Genomic DNA, 21,674 nt, shown 5'->3' on the forward strand with positions numbered 1-21,674 from the left:
ACAGCGGGCGCGGCGACGGCCGGCCCGACAGGGCCGCCTGCTCCGGGCCGGCACAGTCGTACCGCCGGTGCCGGCGGAGCCGACCGGGGACATGTCGTTCACCTCGCGGCCTTCCACGATGCCGATGCCCTGACCGCCCCGGACCGGGAACCTCAAATCAACCTCTGAACGTCACCCTCTTCGGATTCACCACCGCCCGCCAGGGCCATTAGCCCTGCACGGAGTGGAGGAGGGGGACGACATGAAGCTGGGAACCGGCATCGGCTGGCGGCCGGAGATCGCGGACGCCGTCGAGGCACTGGCGGGGATCGACTGGGTGGAGGCGGTCGCGGAGAACATCTGCACCGACCATCTGCCCGATTCGCTGGTGCGGCTCAGGGCACGCGGTGTCACCGTCGTCCCGCATGGCGTCTCGCTCGGCCTCGGCGGGGCGGAGCGCCCCGCCGCGGGCCGGCTCGCGGATCTCGCGGCCCGGGCCGAGCTGCTCTCCACGCCACTGGTCACCGAGCACATCGCGTTCGTACGGGCCGGGGGGCCACGCACCGCTTCGCCGGGGCTGGAAGCGGGCCATCTGCTGCCCGTGCCGCGGACCTGGGACGCGCTGGACGTGCTGTGCGAGAACGTACGGATCGCGCAGGACTCGCTGCCGGTGCCACTGGCACTGGAGAACATCGCGGCGCTGATCTCCTGGCCCGACGAGGAGCTGAGCGAAGGGCAGTTCCTGGCGGAGCTGGTCGAACGAACCGGCGTCCGGCTGCTGATCGATGTCGCCAATCTGCACACCAACCACGTCAACCGCGGCGAGGACCCGGCCACCGCGCTCGACGAGCTGCCGGTGGAGGCCATCGCGTACGTGCATGTGGCGGGCGGCGTCGAGAAGGACGGCGTCTGGCACGACACCCACGCCCACCCGGTCACCGAGCCCGTGCTCGGCATCCTCGCCGAACTCCGCTCCCGGGTCGACCCGCCCGGCGTACTCCTGGAACGGGACGACGACTTCCCGCCGGCCGAGGAGCTGGCGGGCGAACTGATCACGATCCGCGCCACGCTGGACCGGGCTGCTGCCCTCGGCGCCGGTACGTCGGCGCACACCGGGAGTTGCGTATCGCGACCTGCCCGGAGCCCCGGTCCGCCCCCGGAATCCGTGCGCGACCGGGTCGCGGTCGCCCAGACCGCGTTGCTCTCCGCCCTCGTCGCGGGCACCCCCGCCCCGCAGGGCTTCGACCACCGCCGTCTCGGGATCCAGAGCCGTGCCCTGGCCGCCAAACGGGCCGGGGTCGTCGCCAAGGTGGCGCCCGAGCTGCCGGAGATTCTGGGCGCCGGCTACCGGGACGCCTTCCTCGCGTACGCGAGGACCCGTCCCATGTCCGCCGGCTACCGGCGCGACGCGCTGGACTTCGCCGAGGGGCTGCTGATCACCGGTCTGCCGGCCGACGACGCGGCCCGGCGCCGGCTGACCCACTGGTGGCAGGACCGGGCCGCCGCGCGACCGCCGCGCCGCTCCACCCTGCTGGTACGAGCGGCCCGCGCGGCCCTGGTCGGAAGGTGAACGGCATGAACACCCTCGCACTGCTGGTGGATCTCGGCATCGTGGTCTCCTCGGTCCTCCTGATCGTGGGGCTCACCCGTGCCCGTGGCGGGTCCGGCGGCCCCGCCCACGACCTCTTCGAAGTCGCTTTCCTGAACGGTGGTCCGGGCAGGGTGGTGGACACCGCGCTCACCGCGATGCAGACGGACGGGCGGCTCGCCATCGGCGGTCCCGGCATCGTCGCCGTCCAGCAGGTGGACGCCCGTGACCCGGTGGAGCGTGCGGTGCTCCAGGAGCACTCCATGGCACCCAGTGGCGCACTGCACACCCTGCGCGACGCGGTGATGCGGCACCCCGCGGTGCAGGAGATCGGCGACGGGCTCGCGGCCCGCGGTCTGCTGGCCTCGCCCACGGCGAGCCGTACGTGGCTCCGCTGGGGCATCGCGCAGGGGCTGGTCTGTGTGCTGGCCATCCCGCTCACGGCCGTGACGACGGCTGTGCAGTCCGTGAACGACTACGCGGCCGACGTGGGCTTCTCCATACCGTTCATCTTCAAAGTCCTCCCCTTCCTGCTGGTCGGCTTCCCGATCGGCTTCGTCTGCGCCGCCATCGCCCGGGGGCGGGTCACCGAGGCGGGGCGCCGGGCCGCCGAGGCGTACCGCACCGCCCATGCGTACAACCCGCAGCCGGCGCATCTGGTGGCCACGCACGGACTGCGGGCACTCCCCGATCCCGTACTGCAGACGCAGCTGATCGCGGCGGCCCGGATGCGCCCGGCGGGACGGCCCCTGCACTCGGGCTCGCGCTCGTCCTCGGACTCCTCCGGCATGTTCGTCGCACCGGCGGTGTGGTGCGCCGGTACGGGCCCCCGCAACGGCAGCTGCGGAAGCGCCAATGGTGGTGGTGGCAGCAGCGGTGGTGGCGGCGGAGGTGGCGGCGGCGGAGGTGGTGGTGGTGGTGGCGGGTGCAGTTCGGGGTCGAGCTGTGGTTCGGGGTCCAGTTGCAGCTCCGGGTCCGGCTGCGGCGGGTCGAGCGGCTCCAGTTGCTCCAGCAGCAGCGGTTCCAGCTGCGGTGGCGGCTCCAGTTGTGGCAGCAGCTCATGAGCGACGGCGGAGTCCCGCCACTCGTCCCACGCCGCCGAACCGTCCGTATGATGAACAGGCCCTGGCGTTCCACGCCCGTCCCGCATAGAAATCCGCCATGCTCTGGGTACTGTTTCTGCTGGTCGCATGGGGTGCGGCAGCCATCTCGTGCATCCGGCTCTGCATCGTCGCCGCCCGCACGGGGCTGCTGCACGACGCATCCGCGGATTCCGTACGGAAGGTGCCGGACGGCCCTGAACTGACCCTGTACGAGACCGCGTTCCTGGCCGGCGGCCCGCACCGGGTGGTCGATCTGGCGCTGGTCACCATGCATCTGCGGCGGCGCCTGCTGCTCGCCCACACCGGGTGGGCAACGGTTCTCGACCCGGAGGGCCGGGACGAGATGGAGCGCACGGTGATCCGTGCCATCGGTCCGCAGGGCCAGTCCCCCATACCGCCTGTACGGACGGCCGCGGCGGCTGCCGAAACCGTGCGCGCCCTGGCCGACCGGCTCGTCGCCGCGGGCCTGGCCGTCCCCGGCGGGGCCGGAACCGATGTCGCCGCCGCGGTCCGGGCGGTGCGCGGCGCGGCTCTGCTGGTGGTCGCGATGGGCGCTGTCGCGCTGCTGACACCCGGTCAGGAACGCAGCGCAGACGGTCCGGTGGTCCCGTTGCTCGTCTGGTTCGGACTGCCGCTCGCACTGACGCTGGGCTGTCTGGTCATCGCCCGGATGGAGATCCATCCGTACAGCTCCTGGGCCTCACCCGCCGGGCAGCGACTGCTTGCCGCGAACGAGATCCCGGCGGCGTCAAAGGACCATGGCCTCCTGGCGGCGATTGCCGTGCGGGGTGTGCGCGCCGTGGACGATCCGGCGCTGCGGGCCGCGCTCGGGGTCCATCGTCCATCCAGCTGATCACTGATGGTGAGTCAGTTCCCGTCATGGAGGCCGCCGTTGACAAGCAAGGACAGCAGTGGCACGACGGGCCGACACCAGGACGGGCTGATGCCTCCGCATCACAGCCGGTCCAGTCGGTTGTCACCTTCTCCCGCAGGTAACTCATGCACTCCCCCGCTGCAGGCTCGGCATCAGGGGAGGGAAGGAGTAATGATGGAGATTGACCAGCCGACGTCACGTATTTCACGTTTCATGAAAATGACCGGCGGGCTGGCCGGACTGATGCGAGAACGGTGGCGACAGTCCAGCGGACTTACTGTTGCGACTGTGTCCCGGCATCGTCGCGGTCTTCCGCCCACGGCATTCCCTTGCAAACGCCATAGTGGCTGAACCCGCCCTGCCGTTTCCTTGGTGGTCGGTCGGCACCGCCCCGAAACCTCGGAGCAGAAGAGAGCCCCCGGTGAAGAACATGGTTGAGCGGCTGCGCGCCCCACCCAAGCCTGCGGCCGACGCCCCGGCGCGGTCGGCGGTGTCCGCCGGGGACTGCGGGCTGCTTCTCATCAGGATCACGTTCGGCCTGCTGATGGCGGGGCACGGCAGTCAGAAACTCTTCGGAATATTCGGTGGTGACGGCCTCACCGCCACGGGCGAGGGGTTCGCCGCACTGGGCTACCGCCCCGGGACGGTCTACGCCGCCATCGGCGGCGGCTCCGAGTTCCTGGGAGGCATCGGTCTGGCTCTGGGACTGTTCACGCCACTGGCGGCGGCTGCCCTGATCGGCGTGATGATCAACGCCATGGTGACCGTCAGCGCGACACACGGTCTATGGGCAACACAGGGTGGCGTGGAGTACAACCTGTGCATCACAGTCGTCGCACTCGCCATCGCCGCCATCGGCCCCGGACGGCTCGCTCTCGACCGGCCCTTCCGCTGGGGAAAGGGCGGTTGGCGTGAAGCCGCCTTCGCGCTGTGTCTCGGCGGCATCGGCGCCGCCATCACGCTGAGTCTCTAGCCTCGCCACTCCGGGCTGTGCTGCGGGCAACTCGAAGAGACAGCTGTCCCGTTCGAGCACCGCGCCTTCAACAGCACCGCAGAGGGGAACCGTGGTCCGCGTGCTTCTCTGTGGGTTCCGGGGTCGCCGCAGGTCGGAGCCTGCGGCGAACCCGGAGCCGAACCCGGTGTCGCTGGAACGACGGGCAGCACGGAACGCGCCGGTGCCCGTCGTCTGATCTTCCGGGTTGGGGTGGTCGGAGCCCGCTCGCTACGCGAGTCCGGCCACCAGGTCTGCAACCGACTTCCTGCGCCCCGTGTAGAACGGAACCTCCTCGCGGACGTGCATCCGCGCCTCGGAGGCCCGCAGGTGGCGCATCAGGTCGACGATGCGGTGCAGCTCGTCGGCCTCGAAGGCGAGGATCCACTCGTAGTCGCCGAGCGAGAAGGAGGCGACGGTGTTGGCCCGGACGTCGGGGTAGCCACGGGCCATCTTGCCGTGGTCCGCGAGCATGCGGCGACGGTCCTCGTCCGGCAGCAGGTACCAGTCGTAGGAGCGCACGAAGGGGTAGACGCTGATGTAGTTGCGCGGCGTCTCGTCGGCCAGGAACGCCGGGATGTGCGACTTGTTGAACTCGGCGGGGCGGTGCAGCGCCATGTTCGACCAGACCGGCTCCAGCGCCAGGCCCAGCTTGGTGCGCCGGAAGAGGTTGAACGCCTCCTGCAGCTCGTCCGCGGTCTCGGCGTGCCACCAGATCATGATGTCGGCGTCGGCACGCAGACCGGAGAGGTCGTAGGTGCCGCGGACGGTGATGTCCTTGGCCGCGAGCTGGTCGAACAGTTCCTGGACCTCGTCGGCGTAACCGGCACGGTCCGCAGGCAGGACATCGCGCAGCTTGAAGACGGACCACAGCGTGTAGCGGATGACCTCGTTGAGGTCCTTGGCCTTCTTACCGGCGTTGGGGATCTTCTCAGGCGCACTCATACGGCTATTGTCCCGCCTCGCTCCGTGTGCCCTGAACCAGGGTCGACGTGGCGATGATCTCTTCCCCGGACCCGCCGGCGAGGTCGCGGGCGATCTCGTCGGCGGCACGGTGGGCGCTCGCGATGCACGCCGGAATGCCGACCCCGTCGTAGACCGCTCCGCAGACCCGCAGGCCGGGCAGCTTGGCGACCTCGTCACGGATCCGGGCGACCCGGGAGAGGTGGCCCACGGGGTACTGGGGCAGTCCGCCGATCCACCGGGTGACCTCGGTGTCCACGGGCTTCGCGGCCAGTCCGGTCGCCTCGGCGAGGTCACGCAGCGATACGTCGACCAGCTCGCTGTCCTCGCGGTGCAGGTGGTCCTCCTCGCCGTACCGGCCGACGGAGGTGCGCAGGACGAAGAGGTCGGGGGCGGAGTCGGCGACCCAGTTCCACTTGTGGGTGGAGAAGGTGGAGGCCTTGATCGTGCGGCCGTCGACCGGCGGCACGAGGAAGCCGGAGCGTCCGTCGAGTGCGCCGGTGGCGGCCACGTCGGAGCGGCGAAACGCCATGGTGACGAGTGCCATCGACGCGTACTCGACACCGGCGAGCTCGGCGGAGGCGGCCGGGGACTCGGCCGCGAGCAGGGTGGAGGCGGACCAGGCCGGGGCGGCGAGCACGATGCCGTCGGCGGTGATCACCCGGGTGTCCGTGCGAACGTCCCAGCCGTCGGTGGTACGGGTCAGACCGAGGACGGGGGTGGCGGTCAGGATCTCCCCGCCCGCCGCGCGTACGGCGTCGGCGACCGCGTACGGCAGGGTGCCGATGCCGCCGTCGATGCCCTGGAAGACCGGTCCGGTCTGCTGCCGGGCCGCGGCCCGCTCCTGGATGCGCCGGACACCGTCGAGCAGCGAGCCGCCCTCCCGCACCACCTCGAAGAGCTGCGGTACGGCGGCACGCATCGAGATCCGGTAGGCATCGCCCGCGTACACGCCGCCGAGCAGCGGTTCCACGAGCCGGTCGACGACCTCGCGGCCCAGCCGGTCGGCGACGTACGCGCCGACCGCGACATCGTCGCCGACGGTGGTCGGGGTGAGGTCGCGTTCCTGTGCGACGCGCGCGAGGCCCTCCGGAGAGAGCACCCCGCTGAGCGCCGCCGGGTCGCCCGGTACACCCATCACATGGCCCTTGGGCATGGGCCGCAGGGCGTCGCGCGTCCAGACCGATGCGGTGGCGGTGGCAGGCGGCTGAAGGCGGTCGCCGAGCCCGACGGCGCGCGCCAGGGCGACCGCTTCGGGGCGCCGGGCGAGCATCGACTCGGCGCCCAGGTCGACCCGGGTACCCGCGATGTCACCGGTCATGAGTTTGCCGCCGAGCCGTTCGGTGGCCTCGAGGAGAGTGACCCGCAGCCCGGCCCCGAGGAGCCGGTGGGCGGCGGCGAGACCGGCGATACCACCGCCGATGACGACGACATGACCCGTATCTGTGTCCGCGCGGTTAATTGAACGCTGCATGCCTCCACTCTCTCAAACCTCTTCCGAGTCCTGAACGTGACCGGTTCGAAACCGGTATCAGGCAACCCACACCACCGCCCCGCGCGTCGAACCGGCACCATCAACCACCCACCTCGGGGGAGCAGTTATGCAGACAGACCGGCATCCTGGCCGTTCATCCGTCCGTCGTTCGCGCGCGATCCTGGCCGCCGGGCTGCTGGCCGGCCTCCTCTCGCTGAGCGGCTGCGGCGCCGGCGACAGCGCGAGCGACGCGAGTTCCGGGGACAGCAAGAAGGCGATCTCCGCGGACGAGCGGGGCGCCGCGGCCGGAAAGACGGCGCAGGATCCGCAGGCGGCCGGCGGTTCGTCGGCGGAACGGAAGAAGCCCGACGCCCTGCCCGCCGGCACCCATGTCATCCGTACCGCCACGCTCTCGGTGGAGGTGAAGAGCGTTCCGAAGGCCGCCGCGGCCGCCCGCTCGGCCGCGGAGAGTTCGGGCGGTCTGGTGGCCCGCGAGGAGACGGAGCGGGTCGACGACACACATGAAATGTCACATATCGTGCTGCGTGTTCCGCAGGGTGAGTACGACGCGGTGCTGCGGGATCTCGCGGGCGCCGGGAAGCTGTTGTCGCGCACGTCGTCCGCGAAGGACGTCACCGACCAGGTGGTCGACGTGGCGAGCCGGATCGCCACCCAGCGGGCGAGTGTGGCGCGGGTGCGCAAGCTGATGGACCGGGCCGAGAAGCTCACCGACGTGGTCGCGCTGGAAGGTGAACTAAGCAGTCGTCAGGCCTCCTTGGAGTCGCTGCTCGCGCAGCAGGAGTCACTGAAGGACCGCACCACGCTCGCCACGATCACGCTCGACCTCTCCGAGCCGGAGACGGTGACGAAGGACGGCGACGACGACCCCGGTTTCCTGGACGCGCTCGGCGGCGGCTGGCACGCGTTCGTCACGATGCTGCGGTGGCTCGCGATGGCGGTGGGTGCCGCGGCCCCGTTCCTGGCCGCGGCCGCCGTACTCCTGCTGCTGTGGCGGCTGCTCCCGGGCCGCCTGCCCGGACGCCGCGCGCCGCGGGCGCCCGAGCGGTCCGAGTCCTCGTCCACGCCCCCGGCGTCGTAGCGTGGTCCCTTCGGACTCGGTGTCGAAGGGACCAGGCATGACGGCGGAGCAACTGGTGGTCATCGGCGGTGACGCGGCGGGCATGTCCGCCGCGTCCCAGGCCCGCAGGCTCAAGGGTCCCGACGAGCTGAAAATCGTCGCCTTCGAGCGGGGCCATTTCACCTCGTACTCCGCCTGTGGCATCCCGTACTGGGTCGGTGGCGATGTCGCGGAGCGGGACGCCCTCATCGCCCGTACGCCGAAGGAGCACCGGGCCCGCGACATCGACCTGCGGATGCGAACAGAGATCACCGAGATCGATGTGGCCGGTCAGCGGGTGCGGGCCCTGGACCGGGAGACCGGTGAGACGTACTGGACGGGCTTCGACAAGCTGGTGATCGCGACGGGAGCCCGGCCGGTGCGTCCGGCGCTGCCCGGCATGGACGCGTCCGGGGTGCACGGGGTGCAGACGCTGGACGACGGGCAGGCGCTGCTGGAGTCGCTGGACCGGGTGGCGCCGGGGCGCAGGCGGGCGGTCGTCGTCGGGGCGGGCTACATCGGCGTCGAGATGGCGGAAGCGATGCTGAAGCACGGCTTCGAGGTGACCGTGCTCAACCGCGGCGAGCAACCGATGGCGACGCTCGACCCCGACATGGGGCGGCTGGTCCATGACGCGATGGACGGCCTCGGCATCACCACGGTCAACCGGGCCGAGGTCACCGCGGTCCGCACCGGCCCGGACGGCCGGGTCCGCGCCGTCGCTGCGGGCGACACCTCCTACCCGGCGGACGTGGTGGTGCTCGGTATCGGTGTGGAGCCGGAGACGACGCTGGCGCGGGCCGTCGGCCTCCCGCTGGGCCCGCACGGCGGCCTGCTCACCGATCTGTCGATGCGGGTCGTCGGGCACGACAACATCTATGCGGGCGGCGACTGTGTCGAGGTCCTCGACCTGGTGGCGGGCCGTACCCGCCATATCGCGCTGGGCACCCATGCCAACAAGCACGGCCAGATCATCGGGGCCAATGCGGGCGGCGGCTACGGGACGTTTCCGGGGGTGGTGGGCACCGCGGTGAGCAAGGTGTGCGATCTGGAGATCGCCCGCACCGGGCTGCGGGAGAAGGACGCCCGCGCGGTGGGCCTGCGGTTCGTCACGGCGACGATCGAGTCGACGGGCCGGGCGGGCTACTACCCGGGGGCGCAGCCCATGACGGTGAAGATGCTCGCGGAGTACCGCACGGGGCGGCTCCTCGGTGTGCAGATCGTGGGCCGGGAGGGGGCGGCCAAGCGCGTGGACATCGCGGCCGTGGCACTCACGGCCGGGATGACGGTGGACCAGATGACCGCCCTGGACCTGGGCTACGCCCCGCCGTTCTCACCGGTCTGGGACCCCGTCCTGGTGGCGGCCCGCAAGGCGGTGACGGCACTGCGGAGGGCGGGCACCGCCTGAGTGCGCGGTGCCCGGTGTCCTCTCCCGCTCAGCGCGCGGTCCGTTCGTGCACGTACTCCACGAGCCGCGTCAGCGCGTCCGGGTCCATCGACGGCATGACGCCGTGGCCCAGGTTGAAGACATGGCCCTCGAGACCTGCGGCCGCGTCCAGCACCTCCTGGGTCTTCTCCTCCACCGTCGCCGTCGGCGCGAACAGCACCGCGGGGTCGAGGTTGCCCTGGAGCGCCTTGCCGGGGCCGACGCGGCGCGCGGCCTCGTCCATGGGAACCCGCCAGTCGACGCCGACGACATCCGCGCCCGCCTCGCCCATCAGGCCGAGGAGTTCGCCGGTGCCGACACCGAAGTGGATGCGCGGGACCCCGTACGGGGCGACGGCCTCGAAGACCTTCGCCGAGGCGGGGAGCACCGAACGCCGATAGTCGGCGGGGGCCAGCGCGCCCACCCAGGAGTCGAAGAGCTGGACGGCCGAGGCGCCGGCCTCGATCTGGACCTTGAGGAAGGCGCCGGTGATCTCGGCGAGCCGGTCGAGCAGATCCGCCCAGAGCTGCGGGTCGCCGTACATCAGGGCCTTGGTGTGCTCGTGGTTGCGGGACGGGCCGCCCTCCACGAGGTAGCTCGCGAGCGTGAAGGGCGCGCCCGCGAAGCCGATGAGCGGGGTGGAGCCCAGTTCGGCGGTGAGCAGGCCGATGGCCTCGGTGACGTAGCCGACGTCCTCGGGCGTGAGGTCGCGCAGCCGGGCCAGATCGGCGCGGGTGCGGATCGGGTCGGCGATGACCGGGCCGACGCCGGGCTTGATGTCGAGGTCGATCCCGATGGCCTTGAGCGGTACGACGATGTCGCTGTAGTAGATCGCGGCGTCGACCTTGTGGCGGCGGACGGGCTGCATCGTGATCTCCGCGACCAGCTCCGGCATCATGCAGGAGTCGAGCATCGGGATGCCCTCGCGCACCTTCAGGTACTCCGGCAGCGAACGCCCTGCCTGGCGCATGAACCAGACCGGCGTATGCGGCACGGGCTCGCGGCGGCACGCCTTCAGGAACGCCGACTCATGGGTGGTGGATGTCTTCGTCTGCTGGCCCATGGGGCGGTCGTTGGCACTCACACACAGAATCTTCGCACGAAGCCGCAAGCAGCCGGGCCCGCCCGGGTGTCCCTCCCTGCGCGAGGCTCCGGTTCCGCCTACTCTTCCCCGCATGGCTCCGGCTCAGGGACAGTTCTCCGATCAAACCGATGGCGCTGACAGCAAGGACAGCGCGGAGGGTGATTCCGTCCCGCCCGCGTTCCGGTCGGCAGTGGACGCGCTGCGCTCGGCGCGGCTGCGTCCCGAGCTGGAAGTGGAGCCGACGCGGCCGCCCAAGCGGCTCGCCCCGTACGCGTACGCACTGGAGGCCGCGGTCGTGGACGGCGAGGACGATCTCGCCGACGGCCGCCTCGTACTGCTCCACGATCCGGCCGGGCACGACGCCTGGCACGGCACTTTCCGCCTGGTGACGCTGGTACGGGCCGAGCTGGAGCCGGAGATGGCCTCCGATCCGCTGCTGCCGGAGGTGTGCTGGTCATGGCTGACCGGCGCGCTGGAGGCGCGCGGTCTGTCGTACGGGGAGGCGGGCGGCACGGTGACCCGGGCGGGGTCGCACTACTTCGGCACACTGGCCACAAGACGCCCGGCGACGCAGATCGAGATCCGGGCGTCATGGACACCGCGCGAGGGCCGCGGCGGGGTGCCGGACACGGCGGCGCATCTGATGGCGTGGGGCGATCTGCTGTGTCAGATCGCCGGCCTGCCACCATCCGGCCCCGCCGATGCCGCGGTGGTGACACTCCCCCAGCGGCGCGGCCCCCAGGTTCCCTGAACCTGTCCTGAATCTGCCCCGAACCCTTCCCCTTGCCGGTAACACTGCGTCACAACCGTCGCAATGTCACCGGCAATTTTTTCGTACAATCGATCGCGTGTCCGATTTGCCCGAATTGTTACTCACCAAATAGTGATCTTCCTCTAAAGGAGGACGGCTCTGCTGCCGAAGAGGTCAATGACCCTTCAAGCACGGTTCGCCCCGGCTTCATCCCCGAGCCGGCCCGTCCCGCCACTCCCCAGGAGGCCTGGTGTCCGTTCTCCTAGAGCAGCCCGCAAGCCTGGTCGCCTACCGCCCGAACAAGCCGACGGCCATGGTCGTCGTGGCCGACCCGCGCGTCCGTTCCACCGTCACCCGCCATCTGTGGGCACTCGGAGTACGTGACGTCATCGAGGCGTCGTCCATCGCGGAGGCCCGTCCCCGCGTCGGCAATCCACGCGACATCTGCGTAGCCGACGTCCACCTGCCCGACGGTTCCGGGCTGACCCTGTTGTCCGAGACCCGAGCCGCCGGCTGGCCGAACGGCCTCGCCCTCTCCGCCGCCGATGACATCGGCGCCGTACGCAACGCCCTCGCGGGCGGCGTGAAGGGCTACGTCGTCACCGGCACCCGAACCAATATCGGCCACCCCACCCGTCCCGGCGTCGCTCCCATCGGCGCCACTGCCGCCCGTATGCACCGCCGCCCCCCCGGCACCCCGAGCCACCCGGGCGGCTACCGCGAACTGTCCGGCCGCGAGGTCGAGGTCCTCCGGCTGGTCGCCGAAGGCCAGTCCAACAAGGCCATCGGCGTCTCCATGGGCCTGTCCGCCCTGACCGTCAAGAGCCACCTCGCCCGAATCGCCCGCAAGCTCGGCACCGGAGACCGCGCAGGAATGGTCGCCGTCGCCCTGCGAACGGGCATCATCCACTGACCCCCGTACCCCGGCAAGTACACACAGCCGGCCGCACCGGCTGGTTTACATTCATCGGCGCCCGTCGACGGAACGTTCCGTCGACGGGCGCCGTACATACACAGATACCCTTGACACGTGACCGACGCCCAAGAGACCGCAGCAGACACTTCACTGCGAACCACCGGGGGCGCTCCCCCGGACGACGTCGCCCCGGCGCCGATCCCCTTGCTCGAACCTCGAGAGGGCATTCCCCCGGTGGTGGCATCCGACGACGCCCTCGCCCGGGTGATCGCCGCCTTCGCCGCGGGCTCCGGTCCGGTGGCCGTCGATGCCGAGCGCGCCTCCGGCTACCGCTACGGCCAGCGCGCCTATCTCGTGCAGCTGCGCCGCGACGGCGCGGGCAGCGCACTGATCGACCCTGTCGGCTGCCCCGATCTGTCAGGACTCGGCAGCGCCCTGAGCGGCAGCGAGTGGATCCTGCACGCCGCCACTCAGGACCTGCCCTGTCTGCGCGAAATAGGGATGACTCCCACCGGGCTCTTCGACACCGAACTGGCCGGACGGCTGGCCGGCTTCCCGCGGGTCGGCCTCGGCGCCATGGTCGAGAGCGTGCTCGGGTACTCACTGGAGAAGGGCCACTCCGCCGTCGACTGGTCAACCCGTCCGCTGCCCGACCCGTGGCTGCGCTATGCGGCGCTCGATGTCGAGCTGCTGATCGATCTGCGCAACGCCCTGGAGGACGAGCTCGACCGGCAGGGCAAGCTGGAGTGGGCGCGGGAGGAGTTCGACGCGATCGCCTCGGCGCCGCCGGCTCCCCCGCGCAAGGACCCGTGGCGCCGCACCTCCGGCATGCACAAGGTCCGCCGCCGCCGTCAGATGGCGGTGGTACGGGAGCTGTGGACCGCCCGTGACCAGGTCGCCCGGCGCCGGGACATCTCTCCCGGCAAGGTGCTGGGTGACGCCGCGATCGTCGAGGCGGCGCTCGCGCTTCCGCCGAACACGCATGCGCTGACCGCGCTGCCCGGGTTCGGCCACCGCATGGGGCGGCGTCAGCTCGAGCAGTGGCAGGCGGCCATCGACCGGGCCAAGGCGCTGCCGGACGCCGAACTCCCCCAGCCCGGCCAGACCCTCGCCGGTCCGCCGCCGCCCCGCGCCTGGGCGGACAAGGACCCGGCGGCAGCGGCCCGGCTCTCGGCCGCCCGCGCCGCGGTGTCGGAGCTCGCCGAGCGGCTCCACATGCCGCAGGAGAACCTGATCACCCCGGACACGGTGCGCCGGGTCTGCTGGGAGCCGCCGAAGAATCCGACCTCGGACGCGATCGAGTCCACGCTCACCGAGTACGGTGCGCGGCGCTGGCAGATCGAACAGGTGACCCCGCTCCTGGTCCGAGCGCTGATGTCGGCGGCCTGAGGGCTCGCCCCTGAGGGTCGTAATCACGCCAGGTTGCGCGGCCTCCGGCCGCACTCTGTCCTCAATCGCCGGACGGGCTGCTTTCACCGCCCCGTCCGGCGATTGCCGTTTTCCGGCGCAGCCTCGACACGGCCGGCGTCCGAGGCCGAAACGGCCCTCGCGCCCGCCCCACCCGCATGTGACCTTCGCCGCTCCCGCCCCAAGGGCTGGGCAGTCTGGTTACCCGCAAGTAGCATGAGGGGAGCGGCGCGCCTGTGGGCGTGCCCTGCAGCAGTGCCATCCCGCACCCTGGAGGAGAGCCACCGTGCCTCGTACCATCCGGGACGTCGTCTTCGTCGACGGCGTCCGCACCCCGTTCGGCAAAGCGGGCCCGAAGGGCATCTACCACGAGACCCGCGCCGACGATCTCGTCGTGAAGGCCATCCGGGAGCTGCTGCGCCGCAACCCGGCCCTGGACCCCGCGAAGATCGATGAGGTCGCCATCGCCGCGACCACCCAGATCGGCGACCAGGGTCTGACGCTGGGCCGCACCGCCGGGATCCTGGCCGGTCTGCCACAGTCCGTCCCCGGTTACTCCATCGACCGCATGTGTGCGGGCGCCCTGACCGCCGTCACCTCGACGGCCGGCTCCATCGCCTTCGGCGCGTACGATGTCGTCGTCGCCGGTGGTGTCGAGCACATGGGCCGCCACCCGATGGGCGAGGGCGTGGACCCGAACCCGCGCTTCGTGTCGGAGAAGCTGGTCGACGAGTCCGCCCTGTTCATGGGCATGACCGCGGAGAACCTGCACGACAGGTACCCGCAGATCACCAAGCTCCGCGCCGACGAGTACGCGGTCCGCTCGCAGGAGAAGGCCGCCAAGGCGTACGCCAACGGCAAGATCCAGCAGGACCTGGTGCCGATCTCCGTGCGCCGCACAAACGCCGAGGCCGGCGAGACGGGCTGGGGCCTGGTCACCGCCGATGAGCCGATGCGTCCGGGCACCACGCTGGAGTCCCTGGCCGGTCTGAAGACCCCGTTCCGCCCCCACGGCCGCGTCACCGCCGGTAACGCCGCGGGTCTCAACGACGGCGCCACCGCCTCGCTGCTCGCCGCCGAGGACGTCGCCCGCGAGCTCGGCCTCCCGGTCAAGATGCGCCTCGTCTCGTACGCCTTCGCCGGTGTCGAGCCCGAGGTCATGGGGTACGGCCCGATCCCGTCGACGGAGAAGGCCCTCGCCAAGGCCGGTCTGTCGATCGGTGACATCGGTCTGTTCGAGATCAACGAGGCGTTCGCCGTCCAGGTGCTCGCCTTCCTCGACCACTACGGCATCGCCGACGACGACGCGCGCGTCAACCAGTACGGCGGCGCCATTGCGTACGGTCACCCGCTGGCCTCGTCCGGTGTGCGTCTGATGACACAGCTGGCCCGTCAGTTCGAGGAGCAGCGAGAAGTCCGCTACGGCCTGACGACCATGTGCGTCGGCTTCGGCATGGGCGCGACGGTCATCTGGGAGAACCCGCACTTCGACAAGGCAGACGGAGGCAAGAAGTGAGCTCCACCACTGAGCTTCTGAAGGGCGCGGCCGAGCTGTTCCCGGGCGAGGTCGTCACGCAGGCGCACGTACGCCACCTCGACCTGCCGGCGGCCGCGGGCAGGTTCGCCCTCATCACGCTGGACAACGGCCTGGACCACACCAAGCCGACCACCTTCGGACCGCAGTCGCTGGCGAACCTGAACGCCGCCATCGACCAGGTCGAGAAGGAGGCCGCCGAGGGTGCGATCGCCGGTATCGGCATCACCGGCAAGCCGTTCATCTTCGCGGTCGGCGCCGACCTCAAGGGCGTCGAGCTGCTGAAGAACCACGACGACGCGCTCGCCATCGGCAAGGGCGGCCACGACGTCTTCCGCCGCCTCTCCGGCCTCGCGGTCCCGACGTTCGCGTACTACAACGGCGCGGCGATGGGCGGCGGCGTCGAGGTCGGCCTGCACTGCTCGTACCGCACCGTCTCCAAGGCGCTGCCCGCGTTCTCGCTGCCCGAGGTCTTCCTCGGTCTGGTCCCCGGCTGGGGCGGCTGCGCACTGCTGCCGAATCTGATCGGTGCCGACCGTGCGGTCTCCGTGATCATCGAGAACTCGCTGAACCAGAACCGCCAGCTCAAGGGCAAGCAGGTCTTCGAGCTCGGGATCGCCGACGCCCTCTTCGAGGGTGCGGACTTCCTGGAGCAGTCGCTGATCTGGACCGCGAACGTGCTGAACGGCACGGTCACGGTGGAGCGTCCCGAGGTCGACCGCGGTGACGCCTGGGACCAGGCCGTCGCCCGTGGCAAGGCCATCGCCGACTCCAAGGTGCACGGTGCCGCCCCGGCCGCGTACCGCGCGCTGGACATCATCGCCGCGGCGAAGGACGGCGACCTGAGTGCCGGCTTCGACGCCGAGGACCAGGCGCTCGCGGACCTGATCATGGGCGGCGAGCTGCGCTCCGGGATCTACGCCTTCAACCTGGTCCAGAAGCGCGCCAAGCGCCCGGCCGGTGCTCCGGACAAGGCCCTGGCCCGCCCGGTCACCAAGGTCGGCGTCGTCGGTGCCGGTCTGATGGCCTCGCAGCTGGCGCTGCTGTTCCTCCGCCGCCTGGAGGTGCCGGTCGTCCTGACCGACATCGACCAGGAGCGCGTCGACAAGGGTGTGGGCTATGTCCACGCCGAGATCGAGAAGCTGCTGGGCAAGGGCCGGATCAACCAGGACAAGGCCAACCGCCTCAAGGCCCTGGTCTCCGGTGTGCTGGACAAGGCCGAGGGCTTCTCCGACGCCGACTTCATCATCGAGGCCGTCTTCGAGGAGATCGGCGTCAAGCAGCAGGTGTTCGCGGAGGTCGAGGCGGTCGCCCCGGCGCACGCGATCCTCGCCACCAACACCTCGTCCCTCTCGGTCACCGAGATGGCGTCGAAGCTGCAGCACCCGGAGCGGGTCGTCGGCTTCCACTTCTTCAACCCGGTCGCGATCCTCCCGCTGCTGGAGATCGTCCGCGGCGAGCAGACCGACGACGCCTCGCTGGCCACGGCGTTCGGTGTGGCACGGAAGCTGAAGAAGACCGCGGTGCTGGTGAAGGACGCCCCGGCGTTCGTCGTCAACCGCATCCTCACCCGCTTCATGGGCGAGATCCAGAACGTCATCGACGAGGGCACGTCGGTCGAGGTCGCCGAGAAGGCGATCGAGCCCCTCGGCCTGCCGATGTCCCCGTTGGTCCTCCTGGAGCTGGTCGGCCCGGCCATCGGTCTGCATGTCTCCGAGACCCTGAACCGCGCCTTCCCGGAGCGTTTCACCGTCTCCGAGAACCTGGCCGCGGTGGTCAAGGCCGGCAAGCGCGGCTTCTACGTGTACGACTCCGGTAAGCCGGAGCTGGACCCGGAGGTCGCCGCGCTCCTCAAGCAGGGCGATGTCGTCCTGTCCGGGGAGCAGGTCCGCGACCGCGTCCTGGACGCGGTGGCGCAGGAGATCGGTCTGATGCTGGACGAGGGCGTCGTCGCCGAGGCCCAGGACATCGACCTCTGCCTGATCACCGGTGCGGGCTGGCCCTTCCACCTGGGCGGCATCACGCCATACCTGGACCGTGAGGGCGTCTCGGAGCGGGTCAACGGCAAGAAGTTCCTGGAGCCGGGCGTGGCGAGCGTTCCGGCTCAGTGCGACTGATCAGCTGACGCACGTCCACGAAATACACACAAGCGGAACCCCGGCGGGCCGTACGAACCCCTCGTACGGCCCGCTTTCGCGTACCAAAAGTCCGAAACGTAGCCGGATCGGAACCTTTTACTTGCAGACTCAACCTTAGATTCTTGTTAATCTTCACCCCTACGACATGTTTGTTTCACTCGGCAGCACTGAACGGTGGACGTCCACCCCCACACTCCGCCGGATCGAGCAGATGAGCATGTCCTTGTCACCGGTAGTGGTCGCTCGGCCAGAGGCAGAGCGGGGGAGCATGAGGTAGTCGAGCGATGGGTAATCCCGAGGCCTCTACACTGGTGCGCTTTTACAGGCGTCTCCTGCCCCATGCGCTGCGACGGCGGCTCGTGAGGATCTTCCCGGCGGACAGTCGGCTGTTCCTTCAGCAGTGCCTCGCGGGCCTGGGCGGCGCCTGGCGCGGCCTGCGCAAACACCTGGCCCTGCGACTCGGCAAGCGGCTCCGCCGGGACGCACGCCGGGCCGGCGTACGACTGGTCTGGTCCGGACGCAAGGTACGGGCCGCCGAGATCACCGAAGGCCTGACAGCCTCCGTCGCCCGGGCCACCAACCTCCTGCGCGTCTGCGAGGTCCTGGAGCGCCACGGCATCCCGCACTTCTGCGTGCGCGGCAATTCCGTCACGATGACCGCCGTCGCGGTCCCCACGAGCGAACGAGCCCGGGCCGAACGAGCGCTGCGGGTGAGCCCGCTCACCGAGGGCGCGCTGCTCGCGGGCGGCGCGACGGGGGGCCGCCCGCTGCGCGCGGATCAGCGAGGCTCCTGGTCGCAGCTCGGCGAGGAAACGATTCTGCGCATCTGGTGGCTGCTCACCGACCCTATGGGGCGCTGGACTCTGGGGCCCAACCACGCCTGCATCATCGAGTTCTGGGCCGAGGACAAGGGCCTGCTGATCGCCCCCGTCCCCAACCTCACCGCCACGGCCGTGGTCGCCGCCGAGAGTGCCGTGCAGGTACCGGTCAGCCACTTCACCGGACCGATCAGCGGCACTGTGGGCACCCCACCGCAGGTGGATACCCGGTCGGAGTTCACGCTCTCCCTCCCGGACGAAGTCACCTTCCCAGTGGACGCCGTCTACACCTGGGTGGACGGAGCCGACCCGGAGTGGATCCGCCGCAGGGCCACCGCCCTGGGCCGTACCGACTACCACGAGCAGGCCGTCAGCGCCGCACGCTTCACCAGCCGCGACGAACTGCGCTACTCCTTGCGTTCACTGCACCAGTTCGCCCCCTGGCTGCGCACCATCTACCTGGTCACGGACGGTCAGGTGCCGGCCTGGCTGAACAGCGATCACCCCGGCGTGAAGGTCGTCCACCACCGCGACATCTTCACCGACGCCACCGCGCTGCCGACCTTCAACTCGCATGCCATCGAGAGCCAGCTGCACCACATTCCCGGCCTCTCCGACCACTTCCTGTACTTCAACGACGACGTCTTCCTCGGCCGCAGCGTCACGCCGGGAGAGTTCTTCCACGCCAATGGACTCTCGAAGTACTTTCCCTCCAACGCGCTGGTCCCGATGACCCCGCCCTCGCCGCAGGACCCGCCGTCGGAGATCGCCGCGAAGAACAACCGCGTCGTCATAGCCGGGACCTTCGACCGGGTACTGACAAGGAAGATGAAGCATGTGCCGCACTCGCTGCGCCGCGACATCCTCCAGGAGATCGAAGAGCGGTACGCGGCCGAGCACCGGCTGACCCAGCACTCGCGGTTCCGCAGTTCCAGCGACCTGTCGATCACCTCCTCGCTGCACCACTACTACGGGCAGCAGACGAGCCGTTCCGTGACGGGAAAGATCCGCTACACCTACCTGGATCTGGCCGCGCCGAACACCGGACGGCATCTGAACCGCCTGCTCGCCCAGCGCGACTACCACACCTTCTGCATCAACGACACGGTGGACGACCCCGACACGGCGGAGGCCCGCACGTCGATGCTGAAGACCTTCCTGGAGAGCTACTTCCCCGTACCCAGCCCCTACGAGCGACCCGGACCGGGCTCGCCACAGCCTCCCGCGAACCGGTTGGACACCGGCCGCTTTGAGCAACACCCAGCACCCCGACCTTTGTGAAGTGGAACGATGACCAATGACCAGCGCGTGATCCGCGCAGCAGCTCCGGTGATCGGAGAGGACGAGATCGAGGCCGCTGTACGCGTACTGCGCAGCGGCATGGTCGCCCAGGGCCCCGAGGTCGCCGCCTTCGAGGAGGAGTTCTCGAAGTTCGTCGACGGCCGGCACTGCGTCGCGGTCAACTCCGGTACCAGTGCGCTGCACCTGTCGCTGATGGCGCTCGGCATCGGTCCCGGCGATGAAGTGATCGTCCCGTCCTTCACCTTCGCGGCAACCGCCAACGCCGTCCGCCTGGTCGGCGCGACCCCGGTCTTCGCGGACATCGAGCGCGACAGCTTCTGCCTCTCCCCGCAGGCGGCCGAGGCCGCGATCACCCCGCGCACCGCGGCGATCATGCCCGTGCACCTCTACGGGCATCCGGCCGCGATGGGCCGGTTCACCGCGCTGGCCGAGCGGCACGGTATCGCGATCGTCGAGGACGCGGCACAGGCCCACAGCGCCTCGCTGGACGGCACGCCGGTGGGTGCTTTCGGTGCAGCCGCCTGCTTCAGCTTCTACCCGACCAAGAACATGCACAGCCTCGAAGGCGGCATGGTCACCACGGGCGACGCCGCGGTCGCCCGAACCCTCCGTCTGCTGCGCAACCAGGGCATGGAGCAGCGGTACGCCAACGAGATCGTCGGTTTCAACGTCCGGCTGACCGATGTCGCCGCCGCGATCGGCCGCGTACAGCTGCGCAGTCTCGACACCTGGACGCAGCAGCGCCGGGCCAACGCGGCCGCACTCGACGCCGGTCTGCGCGCAGTGGTCACCCCGCCGGTCGCGGAAGGGGCGGAGCACGTCTATCACCAGTACACGATCCGAGTGGGCGACGGGAGCAGCGAGCACCGCGACGCGGTATCGCGCGAACTGCAGGAGCGGGGCATCGGCAACGCCGTCTACTACCCCACTCCGGTGCACCGTCTGGCGCCGTTCGCGACCGGCGAGAAGGCGCTCGGATACGCCGTCGGCGATCTGCCCGAGACCGAGCGGGCCGCGGCGGAGGCGCTCTCCATACCCGTCCATCCGATGCTCACGTCGCAGGAGCTCGACCGCCTGATCGCCACCGTCAACGAGGTCGTGGGAGGCCAGGCATGAGCACGCAGAAGCCGCTGCGGGCAGGACTGATCGGCCTCGGCTCGATGGGCCGCAACCACGCCCGTGTCATGCACGGTCTGGAGGGCGTCGAACTCGTCGCCGTGGCGGACCCGGTGGCCGACCCGAGCAGCGCCCCCTCGGGCGTGCCCGTGGTGCGCTCGGTGGCCGAGCTCGCGGCCGAAGGGATCGACTACGCGGTCGTCGCCTGCCCCACGGCGCTGCACGAAGAGGTCGCCCTCGATCTGGCCGGACGTGGTATCCACGTTCTCATCGAGAAGCCGATCGCCCCCTCGGTGCGATCGGCCGAGACGATCAGGCGGGCCTTCGAGGAACGCGGCCTGGTGGCCGGCGTCGGTCACATCGAGCGCTTCAACCCGGCCCTCCGCGAGCTGCGCGCTCGTCTGGATCTGGGCGAACTCGGCGACATCTACCAGGTAGTGACACGCCGTCAGGGCCCCTTCCCGGCCCGTATCGCGGACGTCGGCGTGGTGTACGACCTGGCCACGCACGACATCGACCTGACCGCATGGCTGACCAACAGCCGTTATGAGTCGGTGAGTTCGGCAACCGTTTCGCGCAGCGGCCGGGCTCATGAGGACATGGTGGCGTTCGTCGGACACCTCTCGGGCGGGGCCGTCACCAGCCATCTCGTCAACTGGCTGTCCCCGCTCAAGGAGCGGGTAACCATCGTGACGGGTGAGCACGGCTGCTTCGTGGCCGACACTCTCACCGCGGACCTGTGGTTCTACGCGAACGGCTCGCAGCCCACCGAGTGGGAGGGACTGCGGCAGTTCCGGGGCGTCTCCGAGGGTGACGTGACGCGCTACGCGATCGTCAAGCGCGAACCCCTGCTCGTCGAGCACGAAACCTTCCGTGACGCCGTGCTCGGCAAGGAGGCCGACATCGTGACGCTGGAGCAGGCCACCGGGACTGTCGCGGTGGCCGAAGCCGTACTCTCGGCGGCCGCGAGCAGGACCGCCGTCGATCTGACGCCCGGCCAGCCGCTGGCCTCCGTCTGACTCGTCCGGCACCCGGGGTCCTGTCCCGCAGGCCCCGGGCCCGACGGAGTCGTTCCGGCGTCTTGAGGACGCAC

17 protein-coding genes are annotated in these 21,674 nt (G+C 70.3%); 14 read left to right on the forward strand and 3 right to left on the reverse strand.

Features of this window, described 5'->3' with window-relative positions; translation table 11 throughout:
• The first annotated feature begins 241 nt into the window (after positions 1–241).
• From NRF20_RS11035 to NRF20_RS11050, 4 genes are all read left to right on the forward strand, one after another.
• The gene (locus tag NRF20_RS11035) at positions 242–1,549 is read left to right on the forward strand and encodes a DUF692 domain-containing protein (protein WP_413752496.1); all 1,308 of its coding nucleotides are present in this window, start codon (positions 242–244) and stop codon (positions 1,547–1,549) included.
• A 5-nt stretch (positions 1,550–1,554) separates the two neighbouring features.
• Positions 1,555–2,631 carry a TIGR04222 domain-containing membrane protein gene (locus NRF20_RS11040; RefSeq protein ID WP_413752497.1) on the forward strand — a complete coding sequence of 359 codons (1,077 nt, stop codon included), beginning with the start codon at positions 1,555–1,557 and terminating at the stop codon, positions 2,629–2,631.
• 97 nt (positions 2,632–2,728) lie between these two features.
• Positions 2,729–3,523 carry a TIGR04222 domain-containing membrane protein gene (locus NRF20_RS11045; protein ID WP_398629821.1) on the forward strand — a complete coding sequence of 265 codons (795 nt, stop codon included), beginning with the start codon at positions 2,729–2,731 and terminating at the stop codon, positions 3,521–3,523.
• Positions 3,524–3,974: 451 nt separating this feature from the next.
• On the forward strand, positions 3,975–4,517 hold the full coding sequence (locus NRF20_RS11050) for a DoxX family protein (RefSeq protein ID WP_398629978.1): 543 nt from the start codon (positions 3,975–3,977) through the stop codon (positions 4,515–4,517).
• 249 nt (positions 4,518–4,766) lie between these two features.
• Here NRF20_RS11050 and hemQ read toward each other — a convergent pair whose 3' ends face one another.
• Together hemQ and hemG are read right to left on the reverse strand one after the other, a co-directional pair.
• Positions 4,767–5,480, reverse strand: coding sequence for a hydrogen peroxide-dependent heme synthase (gene hemQ / locus NRF20_RS11055; RefSeq protein WP_114247285.1), 714 nt, complete (start codon positions 5,478–5,480; stop codon positions 4,767–4,769).
• A gap of 4 nt (positions 5,481–5,484) precedes the next feature.
• A complete protein-coding gene (hemG, locus tag NRF20_RS11060) occupies positions 5,485–6,972 on the reverse strand; it encodes a protoporphyrinogen oxidase (protein WP_398629820.1) in 1,488 nt (495 codons plus the stop codon).
• A 127-nt stretch (positions 6,973–7,099) separates the two neighbouring features.
• On the opposite strand from hemG, the gene NRF20_RS11065 reads away from it, so the two are divergent.
• Positions 7,100–8,071 (forward strand): DUF4349 domain-containing protein, encoded by a 972-nt coding sequence (locus tag NRF20_RS11065; protein ID WP_398629819.1) that lies wholly within the window; start codon positions 7,100–7,102, stop codon positions 8,069–8,071.
• A 37-nt stretch (positions 8,072–8,108) separates the two neighbouring features.
• Positions 8,109–9,497, forward strand: coding sequence for an FAD-dependent oxidoreductase (locus tag NRF20_RS11070; protein WP_398629818.1), 1,389 nt, complete (start codon positions 8,109–8,111; stop codon positions 9,495–9,497).
• A gap of 28 nt (positions 9,498–9,525) precedes the next feature.
• Here the strand turns inward: NRF20_RS11070 and hemE are convergent, their stop codons facing one another.
• Entirely contained in the window at positions 9,526–10,599 is a 1,074-nt protein-coding gene (gene hemE, locus NRF20_RS11075; protein ID WP_413752498.1) for a uroporphyrinogen decarboxylase, read from the reverse strand.
• 91 nt (positions 10,600–10,690) lie between these two features.
• Here hemE and NRF20_RS11080 point away from each other — a divergent pair, with 91 nt between their 5' ends.
• The 8 genes from NRF20_RS11080 to NRF20_RS11115 all read left to right on the forward strand — a co-directional run bounded on the left by NRF20_RS11080 (position 10,691) and on the right by NRF20_RS11115 (position 21,600).
• Positions 10,691–11,350 (forward strand): DUF3000 domain-containing protein, encoded by a 660-nt coding sequence (locus tag NRF20_RS11080; protein ID WP_398629816.1) that lies wholly within the window; start codon positions 10,691–10,693, stop codon positions 11,348–11,350.
• 250 nt (positions 11,351–11,600) lie between these two features.
• Positions 11,601–12,263 (forward strand): helix-turn-helix transcriptional regulator, encoded by a 663-nt coding sequence (locus NRF20_RS11085; protein ID WP_093899280.1) that lies wholly within the window; start codon positions 11,601–11,603, stop codon positions 12,261–12,263.
• Between the two features lie 117 nt (positions 12,264–12,380).
• Positions 12,381–13,655 carry an HRDC domain-containing protein gene (locus tag NRF20_RS11090; RefSeq protein WP_413752499.1) on the forward strand — a complete coding sequence of 425 codons (1,275 nt, stop codon included), beginning with the start codon at positions 12,381–12,383 and terminating at the stop codon, positions 13,653–13,655.
• 304 nt (positions 13,656–13,959) lie between these two features.
• Entirely contained in the window at positions 13,960–15,189 is a 1,230-nt protein-coding gene (locus tag NRF20_RS11095) for a thiolase family protein (protein WP_413752500.1), read from the forward strand.
• On the forward strand, positions 15,186–17,324 hold the full coding sequence (locus tag NRF20_RS11100) for a 3-hydroxyacyl-CoA dehydrogenase NAD-binding domain-containing protein (protein ID WP_413752501.1): 2,139 nt from the start codon (positions 15,186–15,188) through the stop codon (positions 17,322–17,324). The genes NRF20_RS11095 and NRF20_RS11100 overlap by 4 nt, the downstream gene beginning before the upstream one ends.
• A gap of 380 nt (positions 17,325–17,704) precedes the next feature.
• Positions 17,705–19,444 (forward strand): stealth family protein, encoded by a 1,740-nt coding sequence (locus NRF20_RS11105; RefSeq protein ID WP_413752502.1) that lies wholly within the window; start codon positions 17,705–17,707, stop codon positions 19,442–19,444.
• A 9-nt stretch (positions 19,445–19,453) separates the two neighbouring features.
• Positions 19,454–20,581 (forward strand): DegT/DnrJ/EryC1/StrS family aminotransferase, encoded by a 1,128-nt coding sequence (locus tag NRF20_RS11110; RefSeq protein WP_413752503.1) that lies wholly within the window; start codon positions 19,454–19,456, stop codon positions 20,579–20,581.
• On the forward strand, positions 20,578–21,600 hold the full coding sequence (locus NRF20_RS11115) for a Gfo/Idh/MocA family oxidoreductase (RefSeq protein ID WP_398629811.1): 1,023 nt from the start codon (positions 20,578–20,580) through the stop codon (positions 21,598–21,600). Before NRF20_RS11110 ends, NRF20_RS11115 begins: the two co-directional genes overlap by 4 nt.
• Positions 21,601–21,674 lie beyond the last annotated feature (74 nt).

The organism is Streptomyces sp. R-74717 (genome assembly GCF_047305335.1).
Taxonomy (GTDB): domain Bacteria; phylum Actinomycetota; class Actinomycetes; order Streptomycetales; family Streptomycetaceae; genus Streptomyces; species Streptomyces atratus.

Bases quoted from the DNA above. Each gene is read 5' to 3' on its own strand.
- NRF20_RS11040 (WP_413752497.1), top strand. From the start codon at position 1,555: ATGAACACCCTCGCACTGCTGGTGGATCTCGGCATCGTGGTCTCCTCG.
- hemG (WP_398629820.1), bottom strand. From the start codon at position 6,972: ATGCAGCGTTCAATTAACCGCGCGGACACAGATACGGGTCATGTCGTC.
- NRF20_RS11110 (WP_413752503.1), top strand. From the start codon at position 19,454: ATGACCAATGACCAGCGCGTGATCCGCGCAGCAGCTCCGGTGATCGGA.
- NRF20_RS11065 (WP_398629819.1), top strand. From the start codon at position 7,100: ATGCAGACAGACCGGCATCCTGGCCGTTCATCCGTCCGTCGTTCGCGC.
- NRF20_RS11050 (WP_398629978.1), top strand. From the start codon at position 3,975: ATGGTTGAGCGGCTGCGCGCCCCACCCAAGCCTGCGGCCGACGCCCCG.
- NRF20_RS11045 (WP_398629821.1), top strand. From the start codon at position 2,729: ATGCTCTGGGTACTGTTTCTGCTGGTCGCATGGGGTGCGGCAGCCATC.
- hemQ (WP_114247285.1), bottom strand. From the start codon at position 5,480: ATGAGTGCGCCTGAGAAGATCCCCAACGCCGGTAAGAAGGCCAAGGAC.
- NRF20_RS11070 (WP_398629818.1), top strand. From the start codon at position 8,109: ATGACGGCGGAGCAACTGGTGGTCATCGGCGGTGACGCGGCGGGCATG.
- NRF20_RS11080 (WP_398629816.1), top strand. From the start codon at position 10,691: ATGGCTCCGGCTCAGGGACAGTTCTCCGATCAAACCGATGGCGCTGAC.
- NRF20_RS11035 (WP_413752496.1), top strand. From the start codon at position 242: ATGAAGCTGGGAACCGGCATCGGCTGGCGGCCGGAGATCGCGGACGCC.
- NRF20_RS11115 (WP_398629811.1), top strand. From the start codon at position 20,578: ATGAGCACGCAGAAGCCGCTGCGGGCAGGACTGATCGGCCTCGGCTCG.